26 protein-coding genes and 1 pseudogene are annotated in these 24,993 nt (G+C 65.2%); 14 read left to right on the top strand and 13 right to left on the bottom strand.

Going from position 1 to position 24,993, the window contains the following annotated elements; genetic code table 11:
* Both SLQ30_RS30900 and SLQ30_RS30895 read right to left on the bottom strand, forming a co-directional pair.
* A pseudogene (locus SLQ30_RS30900) lies at window positions 1-228 on the bottom strand (hypothetical protein); the annotation flags it as partial.
* 119 nt (window positions 229-347) lie between these two features.
* Window positions 348-2,378: a prolyl oligopeptidase family serine peptidase gene (locus SLQ30_RS30895; RefSeq protein ID WP_319450839.1), complete on the bottom strand. Its 2,031-nt coding sequence runs from the start codon at window positions 2,376-2,378 to the stop codon at window positions 348-350.
* Window positions 2,379-2,424: 46 nt separating this feature from the next.
* Between SLQ30_RS30895 and adh the strand changes: the two genes are divergently transcribed.
* From adh to SLQ30_RS30875, 4 genes are read left to right on the top strand one after another with little or no spacing between them, the layout of a single operon-like run.
* Entirely contained in the window at window positions 2,425-3,948 is a 1,524-nt protein-coding gene (gene adh / locus SLQ30_RS30890) for an aldehyde dehydrogenase (protein WP_319450840.1), read from the top strand.
* Window positions 3,949-4,449, top strand: a complete 501-nt coding sequence (locus tag SLQ30_RS30885; protein ID WP_319450841.1) for a DUF779 domain-containing protein — start codon at window positions 3,949-3,951, stop codon at window positions 4,447-4,449. It begins immediately after the preceding gene.
* A gap of 32 nt (window positions 4,450-4,481) precedes the next feature.
* On the top strand, window positions 4,482-5,876 hold the full coding sequence (gene lpdA / locus SLQ30_RS30880; protein WP_319450842.1) for a dihydrolipoyl dehydrogenase: 1,395 nt from the start codon (window positions 4,482-4,484) through the stop codon (window positions 5,874-5,876).
* A gap of 4 nt (window positions 5,877-5,880) precedes the next feature.
* Window positions 5,881-6,150 carry a hypothetical protein gene (locus SLQ30_RS30875; protein WP_319450843.1) on the top strand — a complete coding sequence of 90 codons (270 nt, stop codon included), beginning with the start codon at window positions 5,881-5,883 and terminating at the stop codon, window positions 6,148-6,150.
* 1 nt (window position 6,151) lies between these two features.
* On the opposite strand, the gene SLQ30_RS30870 is transcribed toward SLQ30_RS30875, so the two are convergent.
* Both SLQ30_RS30870 and ramB read right to left on the bottom strand, forming a co-directional pair.
* Window positions 6,152-6,703, bottom strand: coding sequence for a carboxymuconolactone decarboxylase family protein (locus tag SLQ30_RS30870; RefSeq protein WP_319450844.1), 552 nt, complete (start codon window positions 6,701-6,703; stop codon window positions 6,152-6,154).
* Between the two features lie 10 nt (window positions 6,704-6,713).
* Window positions 6,714-8,129, bottom strand: a complete 1,416-nt coding sequence (gene ramB, locus SLQ30_RS30865) for an acetate metabolism transcriptional regulator RamB (RefSeq protein ID WP_319450845.1) — start codon at window positions 8,127-8,129, stop codon at window positions 6,714-6,716.
* 114 nt (window positions 8,130-8,243) lie between these two features.
* On the opposite strand from ramB, the gene SLQ30_RS30860 reads away from it, so the two are divergent.
* The 4 genes from SLQ30_RS30860 to SLQ30_RS30845 all read left to right on the top strand — a co-directional run bounded on the left by SLQ30_RS30860 (window position 8,244) and on the right by SLQ30_RS30845 (window position 12,706).
* Entirely contained in the window at window positions 8,244-9,020 is a 777-nt protein-coding gene (locus SLQ30_RS30860) for an acyl-[acyl-carrier-protein] thioesterase (protein WP_319450911.1), read from the top strand.
* A gap of 273 nt (window positions 9,021-9,293) precedes the next feature.
* On the top strand, window positions 9,294-10,580 hold the full coding sequence (gene aceA / locus SLQ30_RS30855; RefSeq protein ID WP_319450846.1) for an isocitrate lyase: 1,287 nt from the start codon (window positions 9,294-9,296) through the stop codon (window positions 10,578-10,580).
* A 60-nt stretch (window positions 10,581-10,640) separates the two neighbouring features.
* On the top strand, window positions 10,641-11,531 hold the full coding sequence (locus SLQ30_RS30850) for a 3-hydroxybutyryl-CoA dehydrogenase (protein WP_319450912.1): 891 nt from the start codon (window positions 10,641-10,643) through the stop codon (window positions 11,529-11,531).
* 296 nt (window positions 11,532-11,827) lie between these two features.
* Window positions 11,828-12,706 (top strand): cyclopropane mycolic acid synthase family methyltransferase, encoded by an 879-nt coding sequence (locus tag SLQ30_RS30845; protein WP_319450847.1) that lies wholly within the window; start codon window positions 11,828-11,830, stop codon window positions 12,704-12,706.
* 6 nt (window positions 12,707-12,712) lie between these two features.
* Here the strand turns inward: SLQ30_RS30845 and SLQ30_RS30840 are convergent, their stop codons facing one another.
* Entirely contained in the window at window positions 12,713-13,588 is an 876-nt protein-coding gene (locus tag SLQ30_RS30840) for a polyphosphate kinase 2 family protein (RefSeq protein ID WP_319450848.1), read from the bottom strand.
* Window positions 13,589-13,592: 4 nt separating this feature from the next.
* Window positions 13,593-14,315: a TetR/AcrR family transcriptional regulator gene (locus tag SLQ30_RS30835; protein WP_413468228.1), complete on the bottom strand. Its 723-nt coding sequence runs from the start codon at window positions 14,313-14,315 to the stop codon at window positions 13,593-13,595.
* A 32-nt stretch (window positions 14,316-14,347) separates the two neighbouring features.
* Between SLQ30_RS30835 and SLQ30_RS30830 the strand changes: the two genes are divergently transcribed.
* The 6 genes from SLQ30_RS30830 (at window position 14,348) to deoC (ending at window position 18,448) form a co-directional block, all read left to right on the top strand.
* Entirely contained in the window at window positions 14,348-15,754 is a 1,407-nt protein-coding gene (locus tag SLQ30_RS30830) for a DUF445 domain-containing protein (RefSeq protein ID WP_413468227.1), read from the top strand.
* Window positions 15,755-15,846: 92 nt separating this feature from the next.
* Window positions 15,847-16,317 carry a helix-turn-helix transcriptional regulator gene (locus SLQ30_RS30825; protein ID WP_319450850.1) on the top strand — a complete coding sequence of 157 codons (471 nt, stop codon included), beginning with the start codon at window positions 15,847-15,849 and terminating at the stop codon, window positions 16,315-16,317.
* A 59-nt stretch (window positions 16,318-16,376) separates the two neighbouring features.
* Window positions 16,377-16,982 (top strand): heparin-binding hemagglutinin, encoded by a 606-nt coding sequence (locus SLQ30_RS30820; protein WP_319450851.1) that lies wholly within the window; start codon window positions 16,377-16,379, stop codon window positions 16,980-16,982.
* A gap of 82 nt (window positions 16,983-17,064) precedes the next feature.
* On the top strand, window positions 17,065-17,361 hold the full coding sequence (locus SLQ30_RS30815) for a DUF2516 family protein (protein WP_319450852.1): 297 nt from the start codon (window positions 17,065-17,067) through the stop codon (window positions 17,359-17,361).
* 4 nt (window positions 17,362-17,365) lie between these two features.
* The gene (locus SLQ30_RS30810; protein WP_319450853.1) at window positions 17,366-17,770 is read left to right on the top strand and encodes a DUF2599 domain-containing protein; all 405 of its coding nucleotides are present in this window, start codon (window positions 17,366-17,368) and stop codon (window positions 17,768-17,770) included.
* The gene (gene deoC, locus SLQ30_RS30805; RefSeq protein ID WP_319450854.1) at window positions 17,771-18,448 is read left to right on the top strand and encodes a deoxyribose-phosphate aldolase; all 678 of its coding nucleotides are present in this window, start codon (window positions 17,771-17,773) and stop codon (window positions 18,446-18,448) included. It begins immediately after the preceding gene.
* A 1-nt stretch (window position 18,449) separates the two neighbouring features.
* Here deoC and SLQ30_RS30800 read toward each other — a convergent pair whose 3' ends face one another.
* The 7 genes from SLQ30_RS30800 to SLQ30_RS30770 all read right to left on the bottom strand — a co-directional run bounded on the left by SLQ30_RS30800 (window position 18,450) and on the right by SLQ30_RS30770 (window position 24,990).
* A complete protein-coding gene (locus SLQ30_RS30800) occupies window positions 18,450-19,439 on the bottom strand; it encodes a DUF2993 domain-containing protein (protein ID WP_319450855.1) in 990 nt (329 codons plus the stop codon).
* A 1-nt stretch (window position 19,440) separates the two neighbouring features.
* Window positions 19,441-20,409 carry a DUF2993 domain-containing protein gene (locus SLQ30_RS30795; protein ID WP_319450856.1) on the bottom strand — a complete coding sequence of 323 codons (969 nt, stop codon included), beginning with the start codon at window positions 20,407-20,409 and terminating at the stop codon, window positions 19,441-19,443.
* Complete coding sequence (locus SLQ30_RS30790) at window positions 20,406-21,233, bottom strand: carbon-nitrogen hydrolase family protein (RefSeq protein WP_319450857.1); 828 nt, start codon at window positions 21,231-21,233, stop codon at window positions 20,406-20,408. The genes SLQ30_RS30795 and SLQ30_RS30790 overlap by 4 nt, the downstream gene beginning before the upstream one ends.
* 9 nt (window positions 21,234-21,242) lie before the next feature.
* On the bottom strand, window positions 21,243-22,028 hold the full coding sequence (locus SLQ30_RS30785) for a class I SAM-dependent methyltransferase (RefSeq protein WP_319450858.1): 786 nt from the start codon (window positions 22,026-22,028) through the stop codon (window positions 21,243-21,245).
* A gap of 85 nt (window positions 22,029-22,113) precedes the next feature.
* A complete protein-coding gene (locus tag SLQ30_RS30780; RefSeq protein ID WP_319450859.1) occupies window positions 22,114-23,307 on the bottom strand; it encodes a cytochrome P450 in 1,194 nt (397 codons plus the stop codon).
* The gene (locus tag SLQ30_RS30775) at window positions 23,297-24,163 is read right to left on the bottom strand and encodes a TIGR03619 family F420-dependent LLM class oxidoreductase (RefSeq protein ID WP_319450860.1); all 867 of its coding nucleotides are present in this window, start codon (window positions 24,161-24,163) and stop codon (window positions 23,297-23,299) included. The genes SLQ30_RS30780 and SLQ30_RS30775 overlap by 11 nt, the downstream gene beginning before the upstream one ends.
* Window positions 24,160-24,990 (bottom strand): TauD/TfdA family dioxygenase, encoded by an 831-nt coding sequence (locus tag SLQ30_RS30770; protein ID WP_319450861.1) that lies wholly within the window; start codon window positions 24,988-24,990, stop codon window positions 24,160-24,162. Before SLQ30_RS30770 ends, SLQ30_RS30775 begins: the two co-directional genes overlap by 4 nt.
* Between the last annotated feature and the right edge of the window lie 3 nt (window positions 24,991-24,993).

Genomic DNA, 24,993 nt, shown 5'->3' with positions numbered 1-24,993 from the left:
GCGGGTGCGCAGCACTTCGTTCCAGGACTTGGCGCCCAATTCCCTCGGGGTGTGTTCGGCTTGCAGGCTGGCCAGCAGGTGGTGGAATTGGGTGGGTAGTTGGCAGGTCAGGGTCTGCAGGTCGTCGAGGTGCGCGAGCTGTTCGGTGAGTGCCATGGCGTCGTGGTCGCAGGCGGCGAGCGCGTCGCGCAGCGCGCTGATCGCTTCCCGTACGGCCGTCCCAGACATACTTCGAACATACATTCGACCACCGACAAGTTTTTTCGCGATGTGACGTGTGAAACTGAAGTGACAGAAGAGTTTTGGCAGTTTGGCGAGCGTGCGCAAACTCCGGCTTTCAGGCGGTGCTACCCGCTCAGCATCTGCCAGAGGAATTCGTAGGTCAGCGCGGCCTTGAACGCCGACTGCGCGTTGTCGGCCGCGCCGCCGTGACCGCCCTCGATGTTCTCGTAGTAGTACACCCGGTGGCCGAGCGCCTCGAGTGCCGCCGCCATCTTTCTGGCATGTCCAGGATGGACCCGGTCGTCACGGGTCGACGTGGTGAACAATACGGGCGGATACTCGCGATCTGCCGAGATGTTCTGGTATGGGGAGTATTTCGAGATGAACTCCCAGTCATCCGGATTGTCGGGATCGCCGTATTCGGCCACCCACGATGCGCCGGCCAGCAGGAGGTGGAAACGGCGCATGTCGAGCAGCGGGACGCTGCACACCAGCGCACCGAACAGTTCGGGGTACTTCGTCAGCATGATGCCGATCAACAGGCCGCCGTTGCTGCCCCCCTGCGCGCCGAGCCGGTCGACCGTCGTGATGCCACGGTCGACGAGATCGGCTGCGACGGCGGCGAAGTCCTCGCTCACCAGGTGGCGGCCCTCGCGCAGCGTCTGGTTGTGCCAGTTGGGTCCGTATTCCCCGCCGCCGCGGATGTTGGCGAGCACGTAGGTGCCGCCGCGGGCCAACCACGACCGGCCGACGACGCCGCCGTAGCCAGGCGTCATCGAGCTCTGGAAGCCGCCGTAGCCGTAGAGCATCGTGGGTGCGGGCTCGGATCGCTGCCCGACGACGAAGTAGGGAATTGCAGTGCCGTCGGCCGACGTCGCGAAGTGCTGTGCGACGTCGATGCCATCGGCGTCGAAGAACGCGGGCGCGGACTTCAGCTGCTCCAACTCGCCACCGGCGGTGCCGCGCACCAGGCGCGACGGGCTGGTGAATCCACTCGAGTCGTAGAAGACCTCGTCGCCCTCGTCGTCGATGTCGACGACCACCGTCGCGGTTGCAGGTGGAATACCTTGGGCCGCTTCGGCTTTCCATGAACCCGGGGTGACGATGTCCACATGGCTGGCTACGTCGCGCAGGGTCACCAGCACGAGCTTGTCCAACGTCCACCCGTAGTGGCTCAGTGACGTGTGGTCATCGGGTGCGAAGACGACGGCGAGCTCCCCAGTGCCGGAAAGGAAGTCGTCGAAGTTTGTTGCCAACAGAGCGCCAGCGGGGTAGGTAGCGCCGCCGGTTGTCCACTCGGTGCGCAGTTCGATCAGCATCCAGTCACGGTGAAGCGAGCTGGTCGAATCCGTTGGCACGTCGATGAGGATCAGTTCACCGTCGCGGACCTCGTACCGGATGGCGTTGTAGAAGTCGGTGAACCGGCCCAGCCGGAAATGCTCGTAACCGGGGGTCCGGTCGACGCCTGCGATGACGCGGATGTCGGTGGGCTCGGCCGCATAGACCTGCTCGGCCTGCTCCAGAGGCTGCCCACGCCGCCAGCGTTTGGCGATGCGCGGGTAGCCCGACTCCGTCATCGAGCCCTCGCCGAAGTCGGTGCACACAATGAGGGTGTCTTCGTCCTCCCAGCTGGTGGAGGCCTTCGCTTCGGGGAGCTCGAACCCGCCGGTGACGAACTTCCTTGTCTGCATGTCGAATTCGCGTACCACGGCGGCGTCCGACCCGCCGCGGGACAGCGTGATCATCGCCCGCGTGCGTTCCGGGTAGATGACGTCGGCACCGCCCCACACCCAGTTCTCGTCCTCGGCGGTGGCCAATGCGTCCAGGTCGAGCACGACGTCCCAGTCGGGTGAATCGGTGCGGTAGCTCTCGAGCGTCGTGCGCTGCCACAGCCCGCGCGGGTTGGCCGCGTCGCGCCAGAAGTTGTACAGGTAGTCCCCGCGGCGCCGGATGTAGGGGATGCGGCTGTCGGTGTCGAGCACCTCCAGCGCCTCGGCGCGCATCTGCTCGAACCGCTCGCCGCCGAGCGCCTTGACCGTGGGCTCGTTGTGGCTACGGACCCAGTCGAGGGCCTGCTCGCCGGTGACGTCTTCCAGCCACAGCCAGGGATCCTGATCCTCGGAGACGCTGTGAACGTCGGGCGTAGTGTGAGCCATGTAACACCTTTCGATGATCCCGATCTAGAACCGAGGGAGTCTCGCGATGACTGTATTTTCCCGCCCCGGTGCCGCTGACGCATTGATGACCTTCGAGTCGCGGTACGGCAACTTCATCGGAGGGGAGTGGGTGCCACCCTCTGGCGGAGCGTACTTCGAGAACCCGACGCCCGTCACAGGCCAGACGTTCTGCGAGATTCCGCGCTCGAATGAAGTCGACGTCGAGAAGGCGCTGGATGCTGCGCACGGGGCGGCGCCCGCCTGGGGGAAGACCTCTCCGGCCGAGCGGGCCAACATTCTGAACAAGATCGCCGACCGCATCGAGCAGAACCTCGAAGCGATCGCGTTGGCAGAGGCGTGGGACAACGGCAAACCCATCCGCGAGACGCTGAACGCCGACATCCCGTTGGCGGTAGATCACTTCCGGTACTTCGCCGGGGCCATCCGCGCGCAGGAGGGCTCGCTGTCCCAGATCGACGAGGACACCGTGGCCTACCACTTCCACGAGCCGTTGGGCGTGGTCGGGCAGATCATCCCGTGGAACTTTCCCATCCTGATGGCGACGTGGAAGTTGGCGCCCGCGTTGGCCGCCGGCAACTGTGTGGTGCTCAAGCCCGCCGAACAGACTCCGGCCTCGATCCTGTACCTGATGTCGTTGATCGGGGACTTGCTGCCCGCCGGAGTCCTCAACGTAGTCAACGGTTTCGGGGTCGAAGCGGGCAAGCCGTTGGCCTCCAGCAACCGGATCGCCAAGATCGCGTTCACCGGTGAGACCACCACCGGGCGGCTGATCATGCAGTACGCATCGCAGAACCTGATTCCGGTGACGTTGGAGTTGGGTGGCAAGAGCCCGAACATCTTCTTCAACGACGTGATGGCTGAAGTGGACGACTTCCAGGACAAGGCGCTCGAAGGTTTCACGATGTTCGCGCTCAACCAGGGCGAGGTGTGTACCTGCCCGTCCCGGTCGCTGATTCAGGCCGACATCTACGACGAGTTCCTGACCCAGGCCGCGATTCGCACCAAGGCCGTGCGCCAGGGTGATCCGCTGGACACCGAGACGATGATCGGCGCTCAGGCGTCGAACGATCAACTCGAGAAGGTGTTGTCCTACATCGAGATCGGCAAGGGCGAAGGCGCGCGCGTGGTGACCGGCGGAGAACGGGCCGAACTCGGCGGCGACCTGTCCGGCGGCTACTACGTGCAGCCCACCATCTTCGAGGGCAACAACAAGATGCGGATCTTCCAGGAGGAGATCTTCGGACCCGTCGTCGCCGTCACGTCCTTCACCGATTACGACGATGCGATCGCACAAGCCAACGACACGCTCTACGGCTTGGGTGCCGGGGTGTGGAGCCGTGACGGCAACACCGCCTACCGGGCCGGCCGCGACATCAAGGCCGGCCGGGTGTGGACCAACTGCTACCACGCCTACCCCGCGCACGCCGCCTTCGGCGGCTACAAGCAGTCCGGCATCGGCCGCGAGAACCACAAGATGATGCTCGACCACTACCAGCAGACCAAGAACCTGCTGGTGTCCTACACCAACAAGGCCCAAGGGTTCTTCTAGATGAGCGCGACTCCTAGCCGGGCGCTGATCACCGAGGCGGCCGCCGAGCTCTTGCGCACGCTTCAGAACCGCCACGGCGCGTTGATGTTTCATCAGTCCGGCGGCTGCTGCGACGGCTCGTCGCCGATGTGCTACCCGGACGGTGAGTTCATCGTCGGAGACCGCGACATCCTGCTGGGCATTCTCGATGTGGGTAGTGGCGTGCCGGTGTGGATCTCGGGCAGTCAGTTCGAGGCGTGGAAGCACACCCAGCTGGTGATCGACGTGGTGCCGGGCCGCGGCGGCGGATTCAGCCTCGAGACGCCAGAGGGCATGCGATTCCTCAGCCGCGGACGCGCGTACACCGAGGCGGAGAACCGGCTGCTGGACGCCGATCCGCCGGTGACTGGATCACGGTATGAGCGTGGCGAACGGCCCAGGGACATCGGTACCCACATCGTCGCCGAAGCGGCGGACGCCTGCCCGATCCCGGCCGCGCGGACCGCGCCAGTGCAGGCCTAGGGGCCGATTCGCCCGACCATTAGGCTGGGGGCGTGACTCACTATGACGTCGTCGTACTAGGTGCAGGCCCCGGCGGTTATGTGGCCGCCATTCGCGCCGCCCAACTCGGGCTGAACACCGCCATCGTCGAGCCGAAGTACTGGGGCGGCGTCTGCCTCAACGTCGGCTGCATCCCGTCGAAGGCGCTGCTGCGCAACGCGGAGTTGGCCCACATCTTCACCAAGGAAGCCAAGCTCTTCGGCATCAGCGGGGAGGCGTCGTTCGACTACGGCACCGCATTCGACCGCAGCCGCAAGGTCGCCGACGGTCGCGTCGCGGGCGTGCACTTCCTGATGAAGAAGAACAAGATCACCGAGGTCCACGGCCGCGGCACGTTCACCGACGCCAACACGCTCTCGGTGGAGCTCAACGAGGGTGGCACCGAGACGCTCACCTTCGACAACGCGATCATCGCGACCGGCAGCAGCACCCGCCTGGTCCCCGGCACGTCGTTGTCGGAGAACGTCGTCACCTACGAAGAGCAGATCCTGAGCCGTGAGCTCCCGGGCTCCGTTGTCATCGCGGGTGCGGGTGCCATCGGCATGGAGTTCGCCTACGTCTTGAGCAACTACGGCGTGGACGTCACGATCGTCGAGTTCCTGCCGCGGGCGCTACCCAACGAGGACGCCGAGGTCTCCAAGGAGATCGAGAAGCAGTACAAGAAGCTCGGCGTCAAGATCCTCACCGGCACGAAGGTGGAGTCGATCACCGATGACGGCAAGAAGGTCACCGTCGCCATCAGCAAGGACGGCAAGACCGACGAGATCGTCGCCGACAAGGTGCTCCAAGCCATCGGTTTCGCGCCCAACGTCGAGGGCTTCGGACTGGAGACGACGGGCGTCAAGCTCACCGATCGCAAGGCCATCGCGATCGACGAGTACATGCACACCAACGTCCCGCACATCTACGCCATCGGTGACGTGACCGCGTTGCTGCAGCTTGCCCACGTCGCAGAGGCGCAGGGTGTCGTCGCGGCCGAGACCATCGCGGGTGCCGAGACCCTGGCGCTCGGCGACTACCGGATGATGCCGCGTGCGACCTTCTGCCAGCCTCAGGTCGCCAGCTTCGGGCTCACCGAGCAGCAGGCGCGCGACGAGGGCTACGACGTCAAGGTCGCGAAGTTCCCGCTCACCGCCAACGGCAAGGCCCACGGCCTCGGCGATCCCAGCGGCTTCGTCAAGCTGATCGCTGACGCCAAGTACGGCGAGCTACTCGGCGGCCACCTCATCGGGCACGACGTGTCCGAACTTCTGCCCGAGCTCACACTCGCGCAGAAGTGGGATCTCACCGTCAACGAGCTTGCCCGCAACGTGCACACCCATCCCACGCTGTCGGAAGCCCTGCAAGAGTGCTTCCACGGCCTGGCCGGCCACATGATCAACTTCTAGCGTCTTGAGAGCCACGATCGTCGCCGGTATCGGCGGCTTGGTCATCGGCCACATCCTGTGGCTGGTGGGCATCAAGTTCGCCACCGACACCTCGAGCGTCAACGCCTGGGTGCTGGTCGTCGCGGGCATCAGCGTCGTGATCGGCGTGGTTGGTGGACTCTTGGGCCTGCGGTATCACCGCCGGAGGGCGTTCGCCAAGGCGGCGTTCCTCTGGTGTCTGCCGATCTCGCCGGTGTTGTTCTCACTGAGCGTGCTCGGCGTGACCTACCTGTAGGTCAGTCCGGGAAGTCCAGCGGAACCTTGAGTGTGGCGATGGTCGCCGCCAGTCCGTCGTATTGTGCTGCCAGCAAACAGAATTCGATCAATTGCTTGCGGTCGAGGTGCGACGACAACGCCGACCACGTCTCGGATGACATCGATCGGGTGATGACGAACTCGTCGGTCGCGGTGATCAGGGTGCGCTGGCGGTCGGTGAGTCCCTCGGCGTCGGGGCCTTCGAAGATCTTCGCCTGCGTCTGATCGTCCAGCCCCCGCGACCGCGCCAACCGACGGTGCTGCTGCAGTTCGTATTCGCTATTGCGCAGGTGCCCGACCCGCAGAATCACTAATTCGGCGTCACGCCGAGTCAACTTGCCCCAGTTGAGCAGCACACCCGCATAGGGCATGAACGCCAGGAACAGCAGCTTGTGCTGGCCGATCGTGTCGAACAGCCGGAACCGCGGTGCGCGAATGGCGCGGGCGCCGGCCCTCGCTGCGACCCAGCCGATCGGGCCGAGTTCACGGAAGCTTCGGGTGGCCGGGATGCGGGCAGACTCAGGTGCGCTCACTCGAGCGAGTCTAGGGATGCTTCACCGGATACGGGGAGACGGTGCTGCGATGCTCGTCGAGATCGAGCGCCCGTCCCAGCGCAGGAAAGGCGCGCTGCGGACAGTTGTCCCGCTCGCACACCCGGCATCCCGCGCCGATGGGGGTGCCGACCTCGCTCGACAGGTCGAGCCCCTCCGAGTACACCAACCGCTGGGCATGACGTAACTCGCAGCCGAGCCCGATGGCGAACGTCTTGCCGGGCTGGCCGTAGCGCGAGGCCCGCCGTTCCACTGTGCGCGCCACCCACATGTAGTGCCTGCCGTCTGGCATCTGGGCGATCTGGACGAGGATCTTGCCGGGGTTGGCGAACGTCTCGTAGACGTTCCACAACGGGCAGGTGCCTCCACTTGACGAGAAGTGAAAACCCGTGGCGGACTGACGCTTTGACATATTGCCTGCCCGATCGACCCTGACGAACGACAGCGGCACGCCCCGCATGGAGGGCCGCTGCAGCGTGGATAGCCGGTGCGCGATCGTCTCATAACTCACCGAGTAGTACGCCGATAGCCGTTCGACGTCGTACCGGAAGTTCTCGGCTACTTGGTGGAACTGGCGGTACGGGAGCACGACCGCTGCGGCGAAGTAGTTGGCCAGCCCGAGTCGCGCCAACGTCCGGGACTCGGCGCTGGTGAAATTGCCTTCGGCGACCAGGTCATCAATCAGCCCGCCGAACTCCAGGTAGGCCAACTCGGCAGCCAGCTTGAACACGAGTTGACCCGACGAGAGGTGACCGCTGATCTCCAAGGTCTTCGTTTCGGCGTCGAAGCGGTGCAGCACATTGTCGCCGCGGTCGATGCGCTTGACGATTCGCACGTCATGCACCGCGCTGAGCCGCTCCGACAGCTCGCGGGCCAGATCAGCGCGGTGCATCCCGGTCCGGATCGTGAGATCCTCTGCGGCGGTGTCGAGTTCGTGCAGATAATTCTGGCGTTGGTAGAAGTAGTCGCGCACTTCCTCGTGGGGCATGGTGATCGACCCGTTGCCGCTGCCGTCGGAGAACCGGTCCTCGGTCGCCGCTGCCAACTGAGTGGTGGTGAGTCGGTAGCGCGTATGCAGGTTGACCATGGCCCGCGCGAGGCTCGGATGCGTGCTGACGATGTCGGCGATCTCGGAGACGTCGATGTCGATTCCGACGTCGCGGTCCATGGCGACTTCCCGGAGCTCTGCGACCAGCCGGGTGTCGTCGTGGCTGGCGAAGAAGGTCGCGTCGACGCCGAACACCTCGGTGATGCGCAGCAGCACCGCGACCGTCAGCGGGCGGACGTCGTGCTCGATCTGGTTGAGGTAGCTCGGGGAGATGTCGAGCATCTGGGCGAGCGCGGCCTGACTGAAGCCGCGCTCGCTGCGAAGCTGGCGCACGCGCGATCCCACGAACGTTTTGCCCACGTCAGAAAGCATAACGAGATTGTGAAGAGTCGCTTCGCAGGATTGGCAGGCCAGGTGCTCGTGGCAGTATCACGAATCGTGAGCACCGGTCAGGTATTCGGGTTGGGCAAGGCGATGATGCCCGTCCCCGACCCGCATCCCGATGTGTTCGACATCGAATGGCCGCTGCGAGTGGCCGACGTCGACCGCGAGGGCAGGCTGAAGTTCGACGCCGCCACCCGGCACATTCAGGACATCGGCTCGGACCAGTTGCGCGAGATGGGGTTCGAAGAGACCCACCCGCTGTGGATCGTGCGTCGCACGATGATGGACTTGATCAAGCCCATCGAGTTCAAGGACATGCTGCGGCTACGGCGCTGGTGTTCGGGTACCTCGAACCGGTGGTGCGAGATGCGGGTGCGCATCGATGGCCGCAAGGGCGGACTGATCGAGTCCGAGGCGTTCTGGATCAACATCAACCGGGAGACGCAGGGCCCGGCCCGCATCTCGGAGGACTTTCTCGAGGGGTTGCAACGCACCACCGACGTCGACCGACTGCGGTGGAAGGCCTACCTGAAGCCGGGCAGCCGCGAAGACGCCGAGGACATCCGCGCCTACCCGGTCCGAGTCAGCGACATCGACATCTTCGACCACATGAACAATTCGGTCTATTGGTCAGTCGTCGAGGACTACCTCGCGTCGCAGCCCCAATTGATGGCCGAACCGCTGCGCGTGACCATCGAGCACGATCTCCCCGTGGCGCTGGGCGACCAGCTGGAGATCATCAGACACGTGCACCCGGCGGGCTCGACCGACAAGTTCGGTGCGGACCTGACGGATCGCACTGTTACAACGCTCACATATGCGGTCGGCGACGAGACCAAAGCGGTCGCCAGCATCTTCTCGCTCTGAGCCATCCGGTTTAACAGTACGGGCGTACTGACCTGCGTAAATCGATTACCAGCGGGTAACTTCTGAACCGGTAAAGCTGATTACCGTCTTCGCAACCTTCGCAAGATAGCGGCAGGTATTGGCGGAAATTGGCAATTGAAACGGGTGGACCTGCGGATATGGATTGAGGCATGCTCGTTGTTAGCACAACAGTGAAGCTGCGACGACGTTAACAATTAGCGCGATCCGCGGCTTCGCGAGACTCGAACACCGTCTATTTCGCAAGGAGCCCCGATGTCCACCGTTGGCACGCCCAAGAGCCCAGAGCAGATCCAGCACGACTGGAACACCAACCCGCGCTGGAAGGGCATCGAGCGCACCTACACCGCCGAGGACGTCGTCGCCCTGCAGGGTCACGTGGTCGAGGAGAGCACGCTGGCCCGTCGCGGCGCCGAGGTGCTCTGGGAGCAACTGCACGACATGGAGTACGTCAACTCCCTCGGTGCACTGACCGGCAACCAGGCCGTGCAGCAGGTCCGCGCCGGCCTCAAGGCCATCTACCTCTCCGGCTGGCAGGTCGCCGGTGACGCGAACCTGTCCGGCCACACCTACCCCGACCAGAGCCTCTACCCGGCCAACTCGGTGCCGCAGGTGATCCGCCGCATCAACAACGCGCTGCTGCGCGCCGACCAGATCGCCAAGGTCGAAGGCGACCGCTCGGTGGAGAACTGGCTGGCCCCGATCGTCGCCGACGGCGAAGCCGGCTTCGGTGGCGCGCTCAACGTCTACGAGCTCCAGAAGGCCATGATCGTCGCCGGTGTCGCCGGTTCGCACTGGGAGGACCAGCTCGCATCGGAGAAGAAGTGCGGCCACCTCGGTGGCAAGGTGCTCATCCCGACGCAGCAGCACATCCGCACGCTGACCTCGGCCCGCCTCGCAGCCGACGTCGCCGACGTCCCGACGGTCGTCATCGCCCGCACCGACGCCGAGGCAGCCACGCTGATCACCTCCGACGTCGACGAGCGCGACCAGCCGTTCATCACTGGTGAGCGGACCAAGGAAGGCTTCTACCGGGTCAAGAACGGCCTCGAGCCCTGCATCGCCCGCGCCAAGTCCTACGCGCCGTACTCCGACCTCATCTGGATGGAGACCGGCACCCCGGACCTCGAGCTCGCGAAGAAGTTCGCCGAGGGCGTCAAGAGCGAGTTCCCGGACCAGATGCTGGCCTACAACTGCTCGCCGTCGTTCAACTGGAAGCAGCACCTGGACGACGCGACCATCGCGAAGTTCCAGAACGAGCTCGGCGCAATGGGATTCAAGTTCCAGTTCATCACGCTGGCCGGCTTCCACGCCCTGAACTACTCGATGTTCGATCTGGCCCACGGCTACGCCCGCAACCAGATGAGCGCCTACGTGGAGCTCCAGGAGCGCGAGTTCGCCGCCGAGGAGCGTGGCTACACCGCGACGAAGCACCAGCGCGAGGTTGGCGCGGGCTACTTCGACCGGATCGCCACCACCGTGGACCCCACCTCGTCGACCACCGCGCTCGCGGGCTCGACCGAAGAGGGCCAGTTCCACTAAGTCGCGTTTTCTGCGCGAGCAGACGCAAATGTGCCCGACACCACGGCGTGTCGGGCACATTTGCGTCCGGTCGCGCCTGGAGGAGAGAGTGTCAGCGTGAGCATTGAGCGAGTTGGCGTCATCGGCGCCGGGCAGATGGGTGCGGGCATCGCCGAGGTGTGCGCCAAGGCGGGCGCCGAGGTGGTGGTCTACGAGCCCACCGAGGCGCTGACCGAGGCGGGCAAGGCGCGCATCACCGGTTCGCTGGAGCGGGCCAAGGCCAAGGGCAAGCTCGCCGCCGATGACTTCGAGGTGGCGCTGGCCAAGCTGACGTTCACCACCGACCTGGCGGACTTGGCCGACCGACAGCTGGTCATCGAAGCGATCATCGAGGACGAGGCCGTCAAGGCCAAGGTGTTCGCCCAACTCGACGAGCTCATCACCGACCCCGATGCCGTGCTGGCGTCGAACACGTCGAGCATCCCGATCATGAAAATCGCTGCGGCGACGAAGAATCCGGGCCGCGTGCTGGGGCTGCACTTCTTCAACCCGGTGCCCGTGCTGCCGCTCGTCGAACTGATCAGCACGCTCGTCACCACCGACGAAGCGGCCGCCCGCGTCGAGCAGTTCGCCAGCGAAGTGTTGGGCAAGCAAGTGGTGCGCTGTGGCGATCACTCCGGCTTCGTCGTCAATGCGCTGCTGGTGCCGTATCTACTCTCGGCCATTCGTATGGTCGAAGCGGGCGTGGCGAGCGTCGAGGACGTCGACAAGGCGATCGTCGCGGGCCTGTCGCATCCGATGGGGCCGCTCAAGCTGTCCGACCTCATCGGCCTCGACACCATGAAGCTCATCGCCGACGCGATGTACGACGAACTCAAGGACGCGCACTACGCCCCGCCGCCGCTACTGCAGCGCATGGTCGAGGCCGGACAACTCGGCAGGAAGTCCGGAAAGGGTTTCTACACGTACTGACGGGTTGCCCGAATCGTCAGCGCCCGGCCACCTACGAGATCGTCAATTTCGGCTGGCTACCTGGCGAAAGTCCCAGCCAGGGAGCCTTGATCAACGCAGCGAAGCCGCGAATGTCGAATGCGCTGCCGAAGGTGGGGCACCGAACAATTTGCAGTTGGCACTGGTTACCCTAGATAGCGAAGTTAAGTTAACACCGATTCAATCCGGAGTCGGTGGTGGAGCGGTGTCACGGGCCCCGCGCACCAAGCCGCTCCGGCCTGAACGGCCGATGAGCACCAAGGGGAGTTGGCCACTGTATGCCTGAAGTCGAATCCGACTTGGAGCCGTTCTACGAGGAATCTCAGTCGATCTACGACGTATCCGACGAGTTCTTCGCGCTCTTCTTGGGGCCGACGATGGGCTACACGTGCTCGTACTTCGAGCGCGACGACATGACGCTCGACGAAGCGCAGGTGGCCAAGTTCGACCTGGCGCTTGGCAAGCTGGGCCTTGAACCTGGCATGACGCTGCTCGACATCGGATGTGGCTGGGGCGGAGCGCTGCGCAGGGCCGTCGAGCAGTTCGACGTCAACGTCATCGGAATCACGCTGAGCCGCAACCAGTGTGAGTACAGCAAGAAGTTGTTGGCATCGATCCCCGGCGCGCGCACCGCTGAGGTGCGCCTTCAGGGCTGGGAGGAGTTCGACGAGCCCGTCGACCGGATCGTGTCCATCGGCGCGTTCGAGGCCTTCAAGGCCGAGCGGTATCCGGCCTTCTTCGCCAAGGCCTACGACATCCTGCCTGCCGATGGTCGGATGCTGTTGCACACCATCCTTGCGCATACCCAGAAGTTCTTCCGGGACAACGGAATCAAGCTGACGATCAGCGACCTGAAGTTCATGCGGTTCATCGGCGCCGAGATCTTCCCCGGCGGCCAGTTGCCCGCGGTCGAGGACATCGAAGAGCTCGCCAAGGGTTCCGGCTTCACGCTGGAGCGCACCCATCTGCTGCGGCCGCACTATGCGCGCACGCTCGACATATGGGCAGCGAACCTTGAGGCCAACCGGGCACAGGCGATCGCGCTCACGACCCCCGAGATCTACGACCGGTACATGCACTACCTGACCGGCTGTGCGGACTTCTTCCGGCGCGGTATCACGAACGTGGGCCAGTTCACCCTGGTCAAGGGCGGGTAGCGGAGCTCAGGAGTCCGCCAGCCGCCGCTTCTCGACCTCGACGTCGAAATCGGCTGGCGGCCAGGTCAAGTCGAGCCCCTCGAGCGCTTCGATCAGCAGCTCGGTGACGGCCAGTCGCGAGTACCACTTGCGGTTGCACGGGATAACGTGCCACGGCGCGTAGTCGGTCGACGTGCGCTCCAGCATCGCCTGGTAGGCCTCCTGGTACTTGGGCCACAGCAGGCGCTCGTCGACGTCGGCCGGGTTGTACTTCCAGTACTTGTCCGGCCTATCCAGGCGCGCGGATAATCGCTTCTTCTGCTCGTCGAGCGAGACGAACATCGCGACCTTGATGATCGTCGTGCCGTCGTTGACGAGCCGCTTCTCGAAGTCGTTGATGAGCTCATAGCGCTTGTCCCACACGTCCGGTGGCACCAGGTCGTGCACGCGGACGATCAGCACGTCCTCGTAGTGCGACCGGTCGAACACGCCGATGTGGCCCGCCGTCGGCAGCTGCTTCTCGATACGCCACAAGAAGTCGTGCGCCAGCTCGTCCTCCGTCGGCTTTCCGAAGCTGGAATACTTGATGCCCTGCGGATTACCTGATCCGACAACGTGTTTGACGATTCCACCCTTGCCCGCGGTGTCCATGCCCTGCAGCACCAACAGGATCTTGCGGGTGTCGCCTGCGCGACTGTTGGCGTACAGCATTTCCTGAAGCTCGGCGTACCGCTCGTTGCGCTCACCCTGAAGGTCTGGGGCATCGCCCTTGGAGCCCTTGAACCCCGGCGTCGCGTCGGTGTCGACCGTGGCGACGGAATCACCCGGCTTGAACTCCAGGTGGATATGCGGCTCATGCGTCCACAGGTCGGGCAGGTCGGCTGACTCGGAGGACGGGCTCATCCGCTCAGTCAAGCAGTTGCGGAGGCAGCTTCGGGGATGGATGAGTTATCGAGTTGAACTTGTCGAGCGAGCCACCCACCTCGACGATGCCGCGCAACGCGCTCCACGACAGCATCGTCAGATAGTCGATGAGGTCGTCGGAGCTCATCCGCGGGTTCGACATCCACGAGTGCGTGGCCAGTTGCACGCCGCCGACGATCATGAACGCCCACGGCTGAGCCCCGTGGGTGTCCATGCCCTCCTGGGACATCCGCCTGCGCAGCATGACGCCGAGCATGCGCGCAATGATCTGCTCGGAGTCCGCGACCGCCTTGCTCTTACTGGCCGAGGCCGAGTTGTTTGCCATCACGAACGGATAGATCTCCGGCTCGGATGCGACGGTGTGGACGTACACGCGGATGATCTCGCGCGTCAGGGCGAAGCCGTCCAGGTTCGACGACAGCGCGGCCGCCATGTTGGGGATCAGCGTGGTCTGCGCGAAGCGCATCATCACCGCGGTCGTCAGGTCGTTCTTGTCGACGAAGTATCGGTAGAGCACGGTCTTCGAGACCCCGATTTCGGCGGCGATCTCGTCCATGCTGACGTTGCTGCCACGCTGCCTGATGGCTTCCAGGGTGCCGTCTACCAGCTCGTTCCGACGATCGACCTTGTGTTGGTGCCAGCGCCTTTTGCGCCCGTCAGTCTTGACTACCCCGGCTGGGGTCTGCTGTGCCACTGTCGCGGTCATCCATTCCCTAGTTCTCCTCAATAATACGGCCGATGTGCTCGAACGGGCTGCTCGGCTGGATTGGGCCGGGGCGAAACAGGGATGATGGACCCGTGGCACCCCGACACGCCCGAGAATCGACTTCCGGGCCAACCGCGAGCTCGCGCGCGAGCTTCGCCGAATCGCTGGCAGGCGCGGACAGCGTTGCCGACGCCGAACGTCGCCGCGGATTGCGGCGGATGAAGGTCGTCGCGCTGAGTTTCCTCGTCGGCGCGACGGTGATCTTCCTGATCTGTACGTGGGCCCAATCCCAAGGTCCCGCAGTCGGGGGTGCGGCGTGGATCGGGTACGTGCGGGCCGCTGCAGAGGCAGGCATGGTGGGCGCGCTCGCCGACTGGTTTGCGGTCACCGCGCTGTTCAAGCACCCGCTGGGCATCCCGATCCCGCACACCGCGATCATCCCGCGCAAGAAGGACCAGCTCGGCGAGGGACTCGGGGCGTTCGTCCGTGAGAACTTCATGTCTCCGGAGGTCGTGGAGACGAAACTACGTGACGCCCAGGTGGCGGGGCGGTTGGGCAAGTGGTTGTCCGAGGCTCAGCATGCTGAGCGAGTGGCGACCGAGGCGTCGACCGTGTTGCGCGTTGTCGTGGAGATGTTGCGCGACGAGGACATTCAGCAATTGCTCGACCGGATGATCGTGAAGCGGATCGCCGAGCCGCAGTGGGGCCCGCCGATCGGCCGGGTGCTGAACTCACTGCTCGAAGAGGGCCGCCAGGAAGCGCTGATCCAGCTGTTGGCGGACCGCGCGTTCCAGTGGTCGCTCAATGCCGGCGAGACCATCGAGCGGGTCATCGAGCGAGATTCGCCGTCGTGGTCACCGCGCTGGGTCGACAGTCTGATCGGCGATCGCATCCACCGCGAGTTGATGGACTTCACCGACAAGGTGCGTCGCAATCCCGATCACGAGCTGCGTCGCTCGGCCACCAAGTTCATGTTCGAGTTCGCCGACGACCTTCAGCACGACGCGACCACGGTGGCGCGCGCCGAGCACGTCAAGGAAGAGATCATGGCGCGCGAGGAGGTCGCCCGCGCCGCCGAGACCGCGTGGACCGCCGCCAAGAAGATGATCCTGGAGTCCGTGGATGACCCGTCGTCGGCGCTGCGGGGCCGGATCGCGGACTCCGTCGTGCACATCGGTGAGTCGTTGCGCGACGACGTCGAACTGCGCGACAAGGTCGACAACTGGATCGTGCGGGCCGCGCAACACCTCGTCGGTCAGTATGGGACGGAGATCACAGCGATCATCACCGACACCATCGAGCGCTGGGACGGCGAAGAGGCTTCTCGCCGCATCGAATTGCACGTGGGTCGTGACCTGCAATTCATCCGGATCAATGGCACCGTGGTCGGGTCGCTGGCCGGGCTCATCATCTATTCGATAGCCCAACTACTCTTCTGACCTGCGCTAACTAGTGCTTGCAAAAGTTAGCACCCCGTCGTACGGTTGTTTTCGTAGCAATACGGAAACCCGACGCAGAGGGGGGAAGCAACATGGCGCAGGACGAAAATCTTGCCGCTGTCGTGACCAACGCTGCGCAGGACATCGGGAGCTTCATCCGAGCCCAGCGTGAAGCTGCGCAGGTCTCGGTGCGGCAGCTGGCCGAGAAGGCTGGGGTGAGCAATCCCTACCTGAGCCAGATCGAGCGGGGGCTACGGAAGCCCTCCGCTGACGTGCTGAACCAGATCGCGAAGGCGCTTCGGGTGTCCGCCGAGGTGCTCTACGTCAGGGCCGGAATGCTCGAGCCCAGCGAGGCGAACGACGTCCGCGACGCCGTCATCGCCGACACCGCGATCACCGAGCGGCAGAAGCAGGCGCTGCTCGAGATCTACGCGTCGTTCGTTGACCAGAACGCCGTTGGAGTAGCCGCTCTGGCGGCGTCATCGGATTCCGGAACCGCCCTCGAGGCAGCACCGGACCAGGTGGCAGACACCGAGACCGTCGAGGAGTCCGCCACTGACTAACGCACGATCCAACGTCCAACCGAAACACAAGTAGAAGATCCGAAGAAAGGAATCACACCATGGCCGAGAAGAACCAGCCGACCATCGAGGACCTGAAGGCACCGTTGCTCGCCGCCGTTGGCGCCGCTGACCTGGCCCTCGCCACTGTCAACGAGATCGTCGCCGCCCTGCGTGAGCGTGCCGAAGAGGCCCGCACCGATGCCGAGGCGCGCGTCGGCGAAGGTCGCGCCCGCATCACCAAGCTCCAGGAGGAGCTGCCCAGCCAGGTCGACGAGATCCGTGGCCGCCTGAACAGCGACGAGCTGCGCAAGGCCGCCGAGGGCTACGCCGAGGCTGCCACCACCACCTACAACAAGCTCGTCGAGCGTGGCGAGGAGGCGCTGGCGCGCCTTCGTAGCCAGCCCGCGATCGAAGAGGCCGCGAACCGCGTCGAAAGCGTGACCGATCAGGCCGTCGAGCTGACGCAGGACGCGCTGGGCACCGTGGCCAGCCAGACCCGTCTCGTCGGCGAGCGCGCCGCCAAGCTGGTCGGCGTCGAACTGCCGAAGAAGGCCGAGAAGGCTGCCGCGCCCGTGAAGAAGGCCGCTGCCAAGGCACCGGCCAAGGCACCGGCCAAGAAGGCTCCCGCCAAGAAGGCGCCTGCCAAGAAGGTCACCCAGAAGTAGGTCACCCAGAAGTAGGTCGTAGTACAACCGCCGTAGGCGGGCCAGATAGCCGAAGGGGACGTGCCCCGCATAGGCTTGGAGCGTGCAGCTTCAATACCTTGCGGAGTACGTCCTCTTTGGTATTCACATACTCGTCCTGGTCGTCGCGATCTACGCCTTCGTCAACGCAGCGTCGCAACGCGCGGATGCCTATCCGGCGGCGGGCAAGATGACCAAGAAGGCCTGGATGGGAATCACCGGCGGCGCAGTGGCGCTTGCGCTCGTCACGAACATCATCGGGCTCGGGATCACGGGCATCGCCATCACGGCCGTCGGGGTGGGCATCTACCTCGTCGACGTGCGGCCCAAACTCCTCGAAGTCCAGGGAAAGTCGCGATAAGTCGATGCGTCGACTGCTCGTCGCCGCGGTCATCGCCGCGGGTTCTATCCTGTCCACGGCTGGCCCGGCACGCGCCGACGACGGCCCGCCGTTCATCGCCGACGCGCAATGGGCGCACTGGGGCGACCTCACCAGCCTCCGCGTCTACCCGACTCAGGCCGGGCGCGACGAGTCGTTGATCCCCGGCACCGCCGCTCAGGCCGACGAGGCCTGGGGCGAGGTGCTGGCGCTGTCGCCGGAAGCGTCCAGCCCGGGCATGCGTGAGCAGTTCATGTGCCACTGGACCTACGCCGAAGCGGCCGAGCCCGGCAAGACCAGCTGGAATCTCGAGCCGTGGCGCCCCGAAGTCGACCAGCAGCAGATGATCGCCGCGAGCTGTAATCCCGGCGGCACCGAAGAGCCGTTCTAGATGTCGCGCTGGACGCGGGCGGCGGTCGCGGAGCTCGTCGACCACACGCTGCTGAAACCCGAAGCTGCCGAGGCCGACGTCGCGTTCCTGACGCAGGAGGCGGCCGACCTCGAGGTGTATGCGGTCTGCGTCTCACCATCGCTGGTCGCGACGGCGCGCAACCACGCCACCCCCGGCCTGCACATCGCGACGGTCGTCGGGTTCCCTTCCGGCAAGCACGTTTCGGCGATCAAGGCTCAAGAGGCCCAGCTCGCCGTCGCGGCGGGAGCCCATGAGGTCGACATGGTGATCGACGTCGGTGCTGCGGTCTCAGGTGACTTCGCGGCCGTCGGGGCCGACGTCGCCGCGGTCCGCGCCGCCGTGCCCGACGTGGTGCTCAAGGTGATCGTCGAATCCGCGGCCCTGTTGGACATTGCCGGGGATACCACGTTGGCTGACGTGTGCCGCGCCGCCGTCGATGCCGGCGCGGACTTCGTCAAGACCTCGACCGGTTTTCACCCTGCCGGCGGGGCGTCGGTGCGCGCAGTGGAACTCATGGCCGCAACCGTCGGCCCGAGCGTCGGGGTCAAGGCCAGCGGCGGCATCCGAACCGCTGCCGACGCCATCCTCATGCTCGACGCGGGCGCGACGAGGTTGGGGCTCTCGGGAACGCGCGTGGTGCTCGACGGGCTGGCCTAGCTCAGAGACCGGCAAAGCACGCGTTGTCCTGCTCGACCGGAATCGACGCGTTCCTTGTCGCGAACTGGGCGACGACGCCGGTATCGGTGACCCGAACGCTGGTGGCCTTGATGCCGAGCGGGTAGTTGTTCGTGAGCTTTTCGATGGCGGCGCTCAACGGATCTTGCAGCACCTCGTGAGGGATGGGCTCGCCACCGATCTTGACGTCGCTGACCTGCAGCGAGAGCGCCTGGTCGGCCACCACTGGCTTGACCGTGACGGTGCCCTTGACGAGGCCGCTGAAGCTGAACCCGACCGCGATGGTGCCTGCGCTCTCGTTGGTCGTGACGGTGTCGATGGTGATGCTCTTGGCCACGGTATCGGCGCTGAGCCTGTTGCCGAGGAGCGCTCCGATGAACGGAATTCGATTCAGCGCGTCGTCCACGACGGCCTTGATCTGCGTGGCCATGTCACCGATGGAACCCTGCACGGTCTGCTTGATGCCGTCGGCGGTCCATGTGATGGTCGCGTCGAGGCTGCCGATGGTGCCCTTCGAGGTGGTCGTGTCGGCGTGCCGGACGTCGCGGATGTTGATATCGGCCTTCATGCCCTTGGCCTGGCGAATTTGATTGCCCGCGGTGGAGATTGAAATAGCGCCGTAGTGGCCCGAGAAGTACTGCGGCAGAAACAATCCGTTGCCGAATGACGCCGTCGCGCCATCCTGGACGACGCACGCGGTGGCCGTGGCCACCAGATCATTGGCGCGGTGCCTGGCGTAGAGCTCGCCACCTACCAGCCCGGCGACGGCCAATGCCACGACGATGACGACGACGAGCGCGATCGACAGCGGATCGCGGAAGATCCGCTTGAAGAAGGGCGGCTTGGGCGGTGGCGGGCCGCCGTCCTCGCCGGATGGTGCAGCGGGCGGGAGTTCCTGGGTGGGAGCAGGGTCGACGGTCGGGGCCTGCGGCGGAGGCTGCTGGTCAGTGGGACGAGCCCATGGATCGGTCACGTCACAGCCCCGCGAAGCACGGATCCTGTTGGCCGACAGGGATGGTCGCGTTCTTGGTGGAGAACTTGCTGACGATGCCCTTGTCGGTGACTTGGATGCTGTCCGCGTGCACGCCAAGCGGGTAGTTCTTGGTCAGCTGCGCCGTGAAGGCGTCGAGCGCGGGCTGGACGGTCTCCTTGGGCAGCGCCATGCCCAGTCCGGTGATCTGCTGCACCTGGAGGGAGACGCCGCCGTCGGAGACCTGCGGCTTGGCGATGATGCTGCCGAGCATGCCCTGGAGTTCGACGGTTCCGTCGGACTCGTTGGTCGTCACCCCGGACACGAAGCTGCCGATGAGCGGGATGGCGTCCTGGATGGTCTGCTTGATGCCGTCTGCCGTCCACGTGATGGTCGCGTCCAGCGCCCCGATCGTGCCCTTGGAGTCGCCGGTGTCCGCCAGCCGAACGTCGTCGATTTCGATGTCGGCCTTCATGCCCTTGGCTTCGCGGATCTGATTGCCGCCGGTGGAGATCGAGATGTGGCCGTAGTGGCCGGACATCCACTGCAGCAGGAACGGGCTGGCGCCGAACGATGCGCTGGCGGTGTCCTGCACGACGCATGCGGTGGCCTCACTCACCAGTTGGTTGCCGCGGTGCCTGGCGTAGATCTCGCCACCGATGACGCCCGCTACCGCCAGTGCCACGATGATGACCAGCACCAGGCCGATGGACATCGGATCGCGCAAGATCCGCTTGAAGAATGGCGGCTTCGCGGCTGGAGGGGCACCATCGCCGGACGTCGGCGGGACGTGCTCAGGCGGGGGATACGGCTGCCGTCCGAACTGCTGAGTCGGCGGTTCGGCCTGCGGGAATTGCTGTGTCCGGGGGAGCGGCGCCTCGCCACGCTGGGGAATCTGCTGGGTCGGCGGTTCACCGGCCGAGGGCTCTGGCCTGTTCGGCTGATTCGGAGGCGGAGCCCAGGGATCGGTCACCCCAGCGATTGTGCCTTACTGGACGGTGTGGACGTCCGAGGGAAGTCGGTGCGGTTGCGCAGCACCGCGATGGAATCCCTGGCCGCGGCGACGGCCGGGAGGTCGAGGTCGGCCACCAACAATTGGGGATCGGAGCCTGCCGATGCCCACACCTCACCCGTCGGACCCGTCACCAGGCTGCCGCCGACGCCCGTCGGGCCGACGGCCGCGAGCTCGTCACCGGGATAGGCCTGATCGACGGCCGCGACGATGCCGGTGGTGTCTATGGCCCTGGCCCGGGCCAGCAGCGTCCACTGTTCGAGCTTGCCCGGTCCGGTACCCCACGACGCGTGCACGGTGATCAGTTGGGCTCCGCGGCGGGCCAGTTCGACGTAGAGCTCGGGGAAGCGCACGTCGTAGCACGTGGTCAGCCCGACTTCGACGCCGTCGACGGTGATCATCACGGGCTCGAAACCTGGTGCCACCGAACGTGATTCGGTGAAGCCGAACGCATCGTACATATGGATCTTGTGGTAGTGCGCGTCCACTCCTGGCCCCGTCGCGATCAGGGTGTTCGTCACGCGTCCGTCGTCGCTCGGGCAGAACATGCCCGCCACCACCACGATCCCGAAGCGGGCGGCGATGTCGCGTACCCCGGATGCCCACGGCCCATCCAAGGGTTCAGCCACGGGTGCCAGCGGCACGCCGAAGCGGCACATGGTCGCCTCGGGGAACAGCACCAGGGCCGCGCCTGCCTCAGCGGCGCGGCGCGTGAAGTCCTCGACCAGCGCGAGATTGGCTGACGGGTCGGCGCTGGATTGAAGCTGCGCGAGGGCGATACGCATGGTCCGAGCCTACGTCGGTGCCACGAATGCCCACGGGACAGACAGCACGCCGTCGCGCAGACGCCGGCGCGGCGGCTCCACGGGAATGCCCTCGGCGGCAAGTAGCTCCAGCATCGCCCGCCAACGCACCCTGGCCCCGAACACCCCGTGGCCTGCGGCGCTGGCCCACGCACGGTCGGCCGCCGTGAACAGCGTGTGGATGGGCTGGCCGGGCACGTTGTGGTGGATGAGCACCTTGGGCAGTCGCTCGGCGAGGTCAGAAGGGGATTCGATGGCGAACGGGTCGCATGCCAGGGTCAAGCTGAGCGGACCGCGCTGATCCAGCAGCACCCAGCAGCAGTGCCGACCCAGTTCGTCGCAGGTGCCGTCGACGATCAGCCCGCCGGGCGCCAGCCCCGCCTGCATCTGCGCCCACGCGCTCGCCACGTCGTCGACGTGGTACTGACGAAGCACGTTGAACGCACGCACCAGAATGGGCCGCAGCCCGGCCAATTCGAAACCGCCAAGCCCGAATTCGACGTCAGTCGCGCTCGCGACGGCGCGCGCGGTGGCGACCCGGTCCGGATGGATCTCCAGTCCCATCACGCGTACGTCCCGCCGCACCGCGCGCAGCCGTTCCGCCAACTCCAAGGTGGTGACGGGCAGCGCGCCGTAGCCGAGATCGACGACCAATGGGTCGGAAGCGGTGAGCAGGGCGGTCCGCACGCGGGCGGCGTGCACCAGCCAACGGTCGCTGCGACGCAATCGGTTGTAGCCCGTGGTGCCCCGCGTCAGCTGACCGACGGGACCGAACATCCCCCGGGTCGCTACGCTCCTGCCCGCCGGCGCCATGGGCTGCGAGTTTAGTGCCGGACCGGGCTATGTTCGCGATCCACGCCGCTCAGATCCGGGCGGGCATGCTGTCCCACCCGCGGACGGCAGACGACGACGAGAAGACGGCGTTGTCGAGGTCGACCTCCCAGTCGGGGAAACGGTTCAGGATCTCGTCGAGTGCGATGCGCCCTTCGAGCCGGGCCAGCGCGTTGCCGAGGCAGTAATGCGCGCCGACGCCGAACGTCACGTGTTGACGCGGCGCTCGGGTGACGTCGAAGTCTTCCGCGTTGGGGCCGAACCGTTGGTCGTCGCGGTTGGCCGCGCCGATCAACGTGAGCATGGCGCTGCCCTTGGGAACGGTCTGTCCGTAGTACTCGACATCGCCGGTGACGTACCGCGCGGCCTGCAGCGCAGGCGGCTCGTATCTCAGGATCTCTTCGATGGCACCGGGTAGCAGCGTTCGATCGGCAGCCAGTTGGCGGCGTTGATCGGGATGGTCGGACAGCAGCTTGCCCGACCAGCCGATGAGGCGGGTGGTCGTCTCGGCACCGGCGACGGAGACGACGTTCATCAGCATCAGGAGTTCGTCTCGATGCAGTCGCCGAGTGGTGCCGGTTTCGTCTTCGAACTCGACCGCGAGGAGTTCTGAGGTCAGGTCGTCGGACGGATTGTCCACTCGCCAGTCGATGAACTCGGCGAACACCTGTCCGTCAGTCATCCCTTCGGAGTGATCCAGCTTTTCGCCGGGCTCCGTGCGGATGTTGTCGGCTTGGTCCAGGACAAGGTTCTGGAAGTGCTCGGGGATGCCGAACAGCATGCCGACCACACGTAGCGGCATGACCGAACCGAGATGCTTGACGAAGTCGAGCTGAGCTCCGCCGACAAGCGGGTCGAGGCAGCGCGCGGTGAACTCGCGGATCAAGGGTTCGATGGCATTCATCTTGCGTGGCGTGAACGCACGGGAGAGCAGATTACGGCGAATGTCGTGGATCGGGGGATCCTCGAAGATCAGGGTGCCGGGCGGAATCTCGATGTCGGCCTTCAAGATCTCGAGCACCACACCCCTTGCGGAGCTGAAGGTTTGGTGATCGACCAGCGCGCGATTGACGTCGTCGAACCGGCTCAGCGCGTAGAAGTCGTGCTCGGAGTTGTAGTAGAGCGGGGCGGTGTCGCGCAGCCGCTTGAACATCGGATACGGGTCGGCGTTGAGGTCGACGTCCCACGGATCGTAGTAAACCTCGTTCGCGGTGCTAGTCGTCATTGCTGGTTCCTTTGTGAAGTTCAATCAATGCATGAAGTTGGTCCAGGTAGTGCTCGAGCGAGTGATGGACGAACCGGGCAGACAGAATGGTGGTCCCGCCCGCGGCGAGCGATTCCAGTGTTTCCCTCGTTCTTTCCGGTTCCCCGACCGGGTCGAGCGCGTGATCGGCAGGCATGACCACCTCGAAACCCGTTGGCAGTTCGAAGGATTGCAGCCACTCGGCCGCAGTCTCGATCGAGACGTAGTACGGGCACCAGCCGTCGGCGAGCGTAACCGCCCGCCGCAACGAGCGTTTGGTACGGCCACCGATCCAGATCGGCAGGTGCGGTTGCAGTGCACAGGGGTCGACGGTCAAGCCGCCGAACGAATAGAACTCACCGTCATAGGTCGGCTCGTTGCTCGGCAGCGCGGCTCGCAGCGCCCGCAGCGCGTCGTCGCCGCGGGCACCACGATCGTCGAACGGCGCGCCGAGCAGGTCGAATTCGTCCTTGAGCGAGCCGACGCCCACCCCGAGGATCACCCGCCCGTTGCTGACGTGATCGAGTGTTCCGTAACGCTTTACGATCGCGAGCGGATGGTGATATCCAAGTACGAGAGTCATCGTGGCGAACCGGATCTGCTTCGTGCGGGCCGCGGCATAGCCGAAGGTGGCCAGCGGATCCCAGTACCTGGCGCCGCGCCGCGCGGTTTCGGTCGAGGGCAGCCCGATGTGCTCGCTGCACGTCATGTGGTGGTAGCCAAGGCGATCCGCCGTTTCGGCGACGCGGCCGATGTCTTCGATTCCAGCGTCCGCTTCCCACGCCAAGGGGGCGCCGGCGACGTTGGTGACCACCGGCGTGGCGATACCGAGTTTCACAGCAGGGGCTCTTCGCCCGCCAGGATGGTGCGGTGCATGAGCCGGCCGCTGTCGACGGCGTAGGGCAAGGCTCGATGCATGGTGCCGGTGTTGTCCCAGATGATCAGGTCGCCCGGCTGCCACTGATGCCGGTAGACGTACTGCGGCTGCGTGGCCCAATCCCGAAGGTGCGCAAGCAGTGCGCGGCTATCCTCGATCGACATCCCGACCACGTAGTCCGCGGTGGCTCCCAGCAGCAGCGACTTGCGGCCGGACTGGTGAGTCCACACGATGGGACAGGCCTTCGTCGGGGACTTCTGCCAGAACGTGATCTCCTCGTGGCTCATCTCCGGGGTCACGTAGTACTGCGAGCGCTCGGCGCTGTGGACCACCCGAAGGTCCGCGATCAGTTCTTTGTCTCCGAGCGGCAGGTCGTCGTATGCCGCATAGGTATTGCAGAACTCGGTGTCCCCGCCGGTCTCGGAGAGCGTGATCGCCCGCAGCAGGGTCGCCAGGTTCGGGAACGGCTGCAGTGATCCGTCGAAGTGCCAGAACAGCGAGCCCCGAAGGTACTTGGCGCGTTGGTTCACCGAGTCGTCGAGCGAGATCTTGTAGATGCCCTCCTCGCCTTCGTTCTGCACGAGGTTGCCGAGGGTCTTGGCAATGGCGACTTGGTCGTGATCGCTGATGTCCAGCCCACGGAAGAAGACCACTCCGCGCTGCTCGAGGGTCTCGCGAATGTGCTGAGCTTCGCGCCCGCTGAGCAACGTGTCGAGGTCGGTCTTGATCTCGCTGCCGATCCTCGGGGTGAGGTCGACGACGTCCATTTTTGCAGAAGTGATACCCATGGT

The sequence above is a fragment of the Mycobacterium sp. RTGN4 genome (assembly GCF_033804635.1).
Taxonomy (GTDB): Bacteria; Actinomycetota; Actinomycetes; order Mycobacteriales; family Mycobacteriaceae; genus Mycobacterium.
This window is presented reverse-complemented; position numbering and strand designations above follow the sequence as displayed.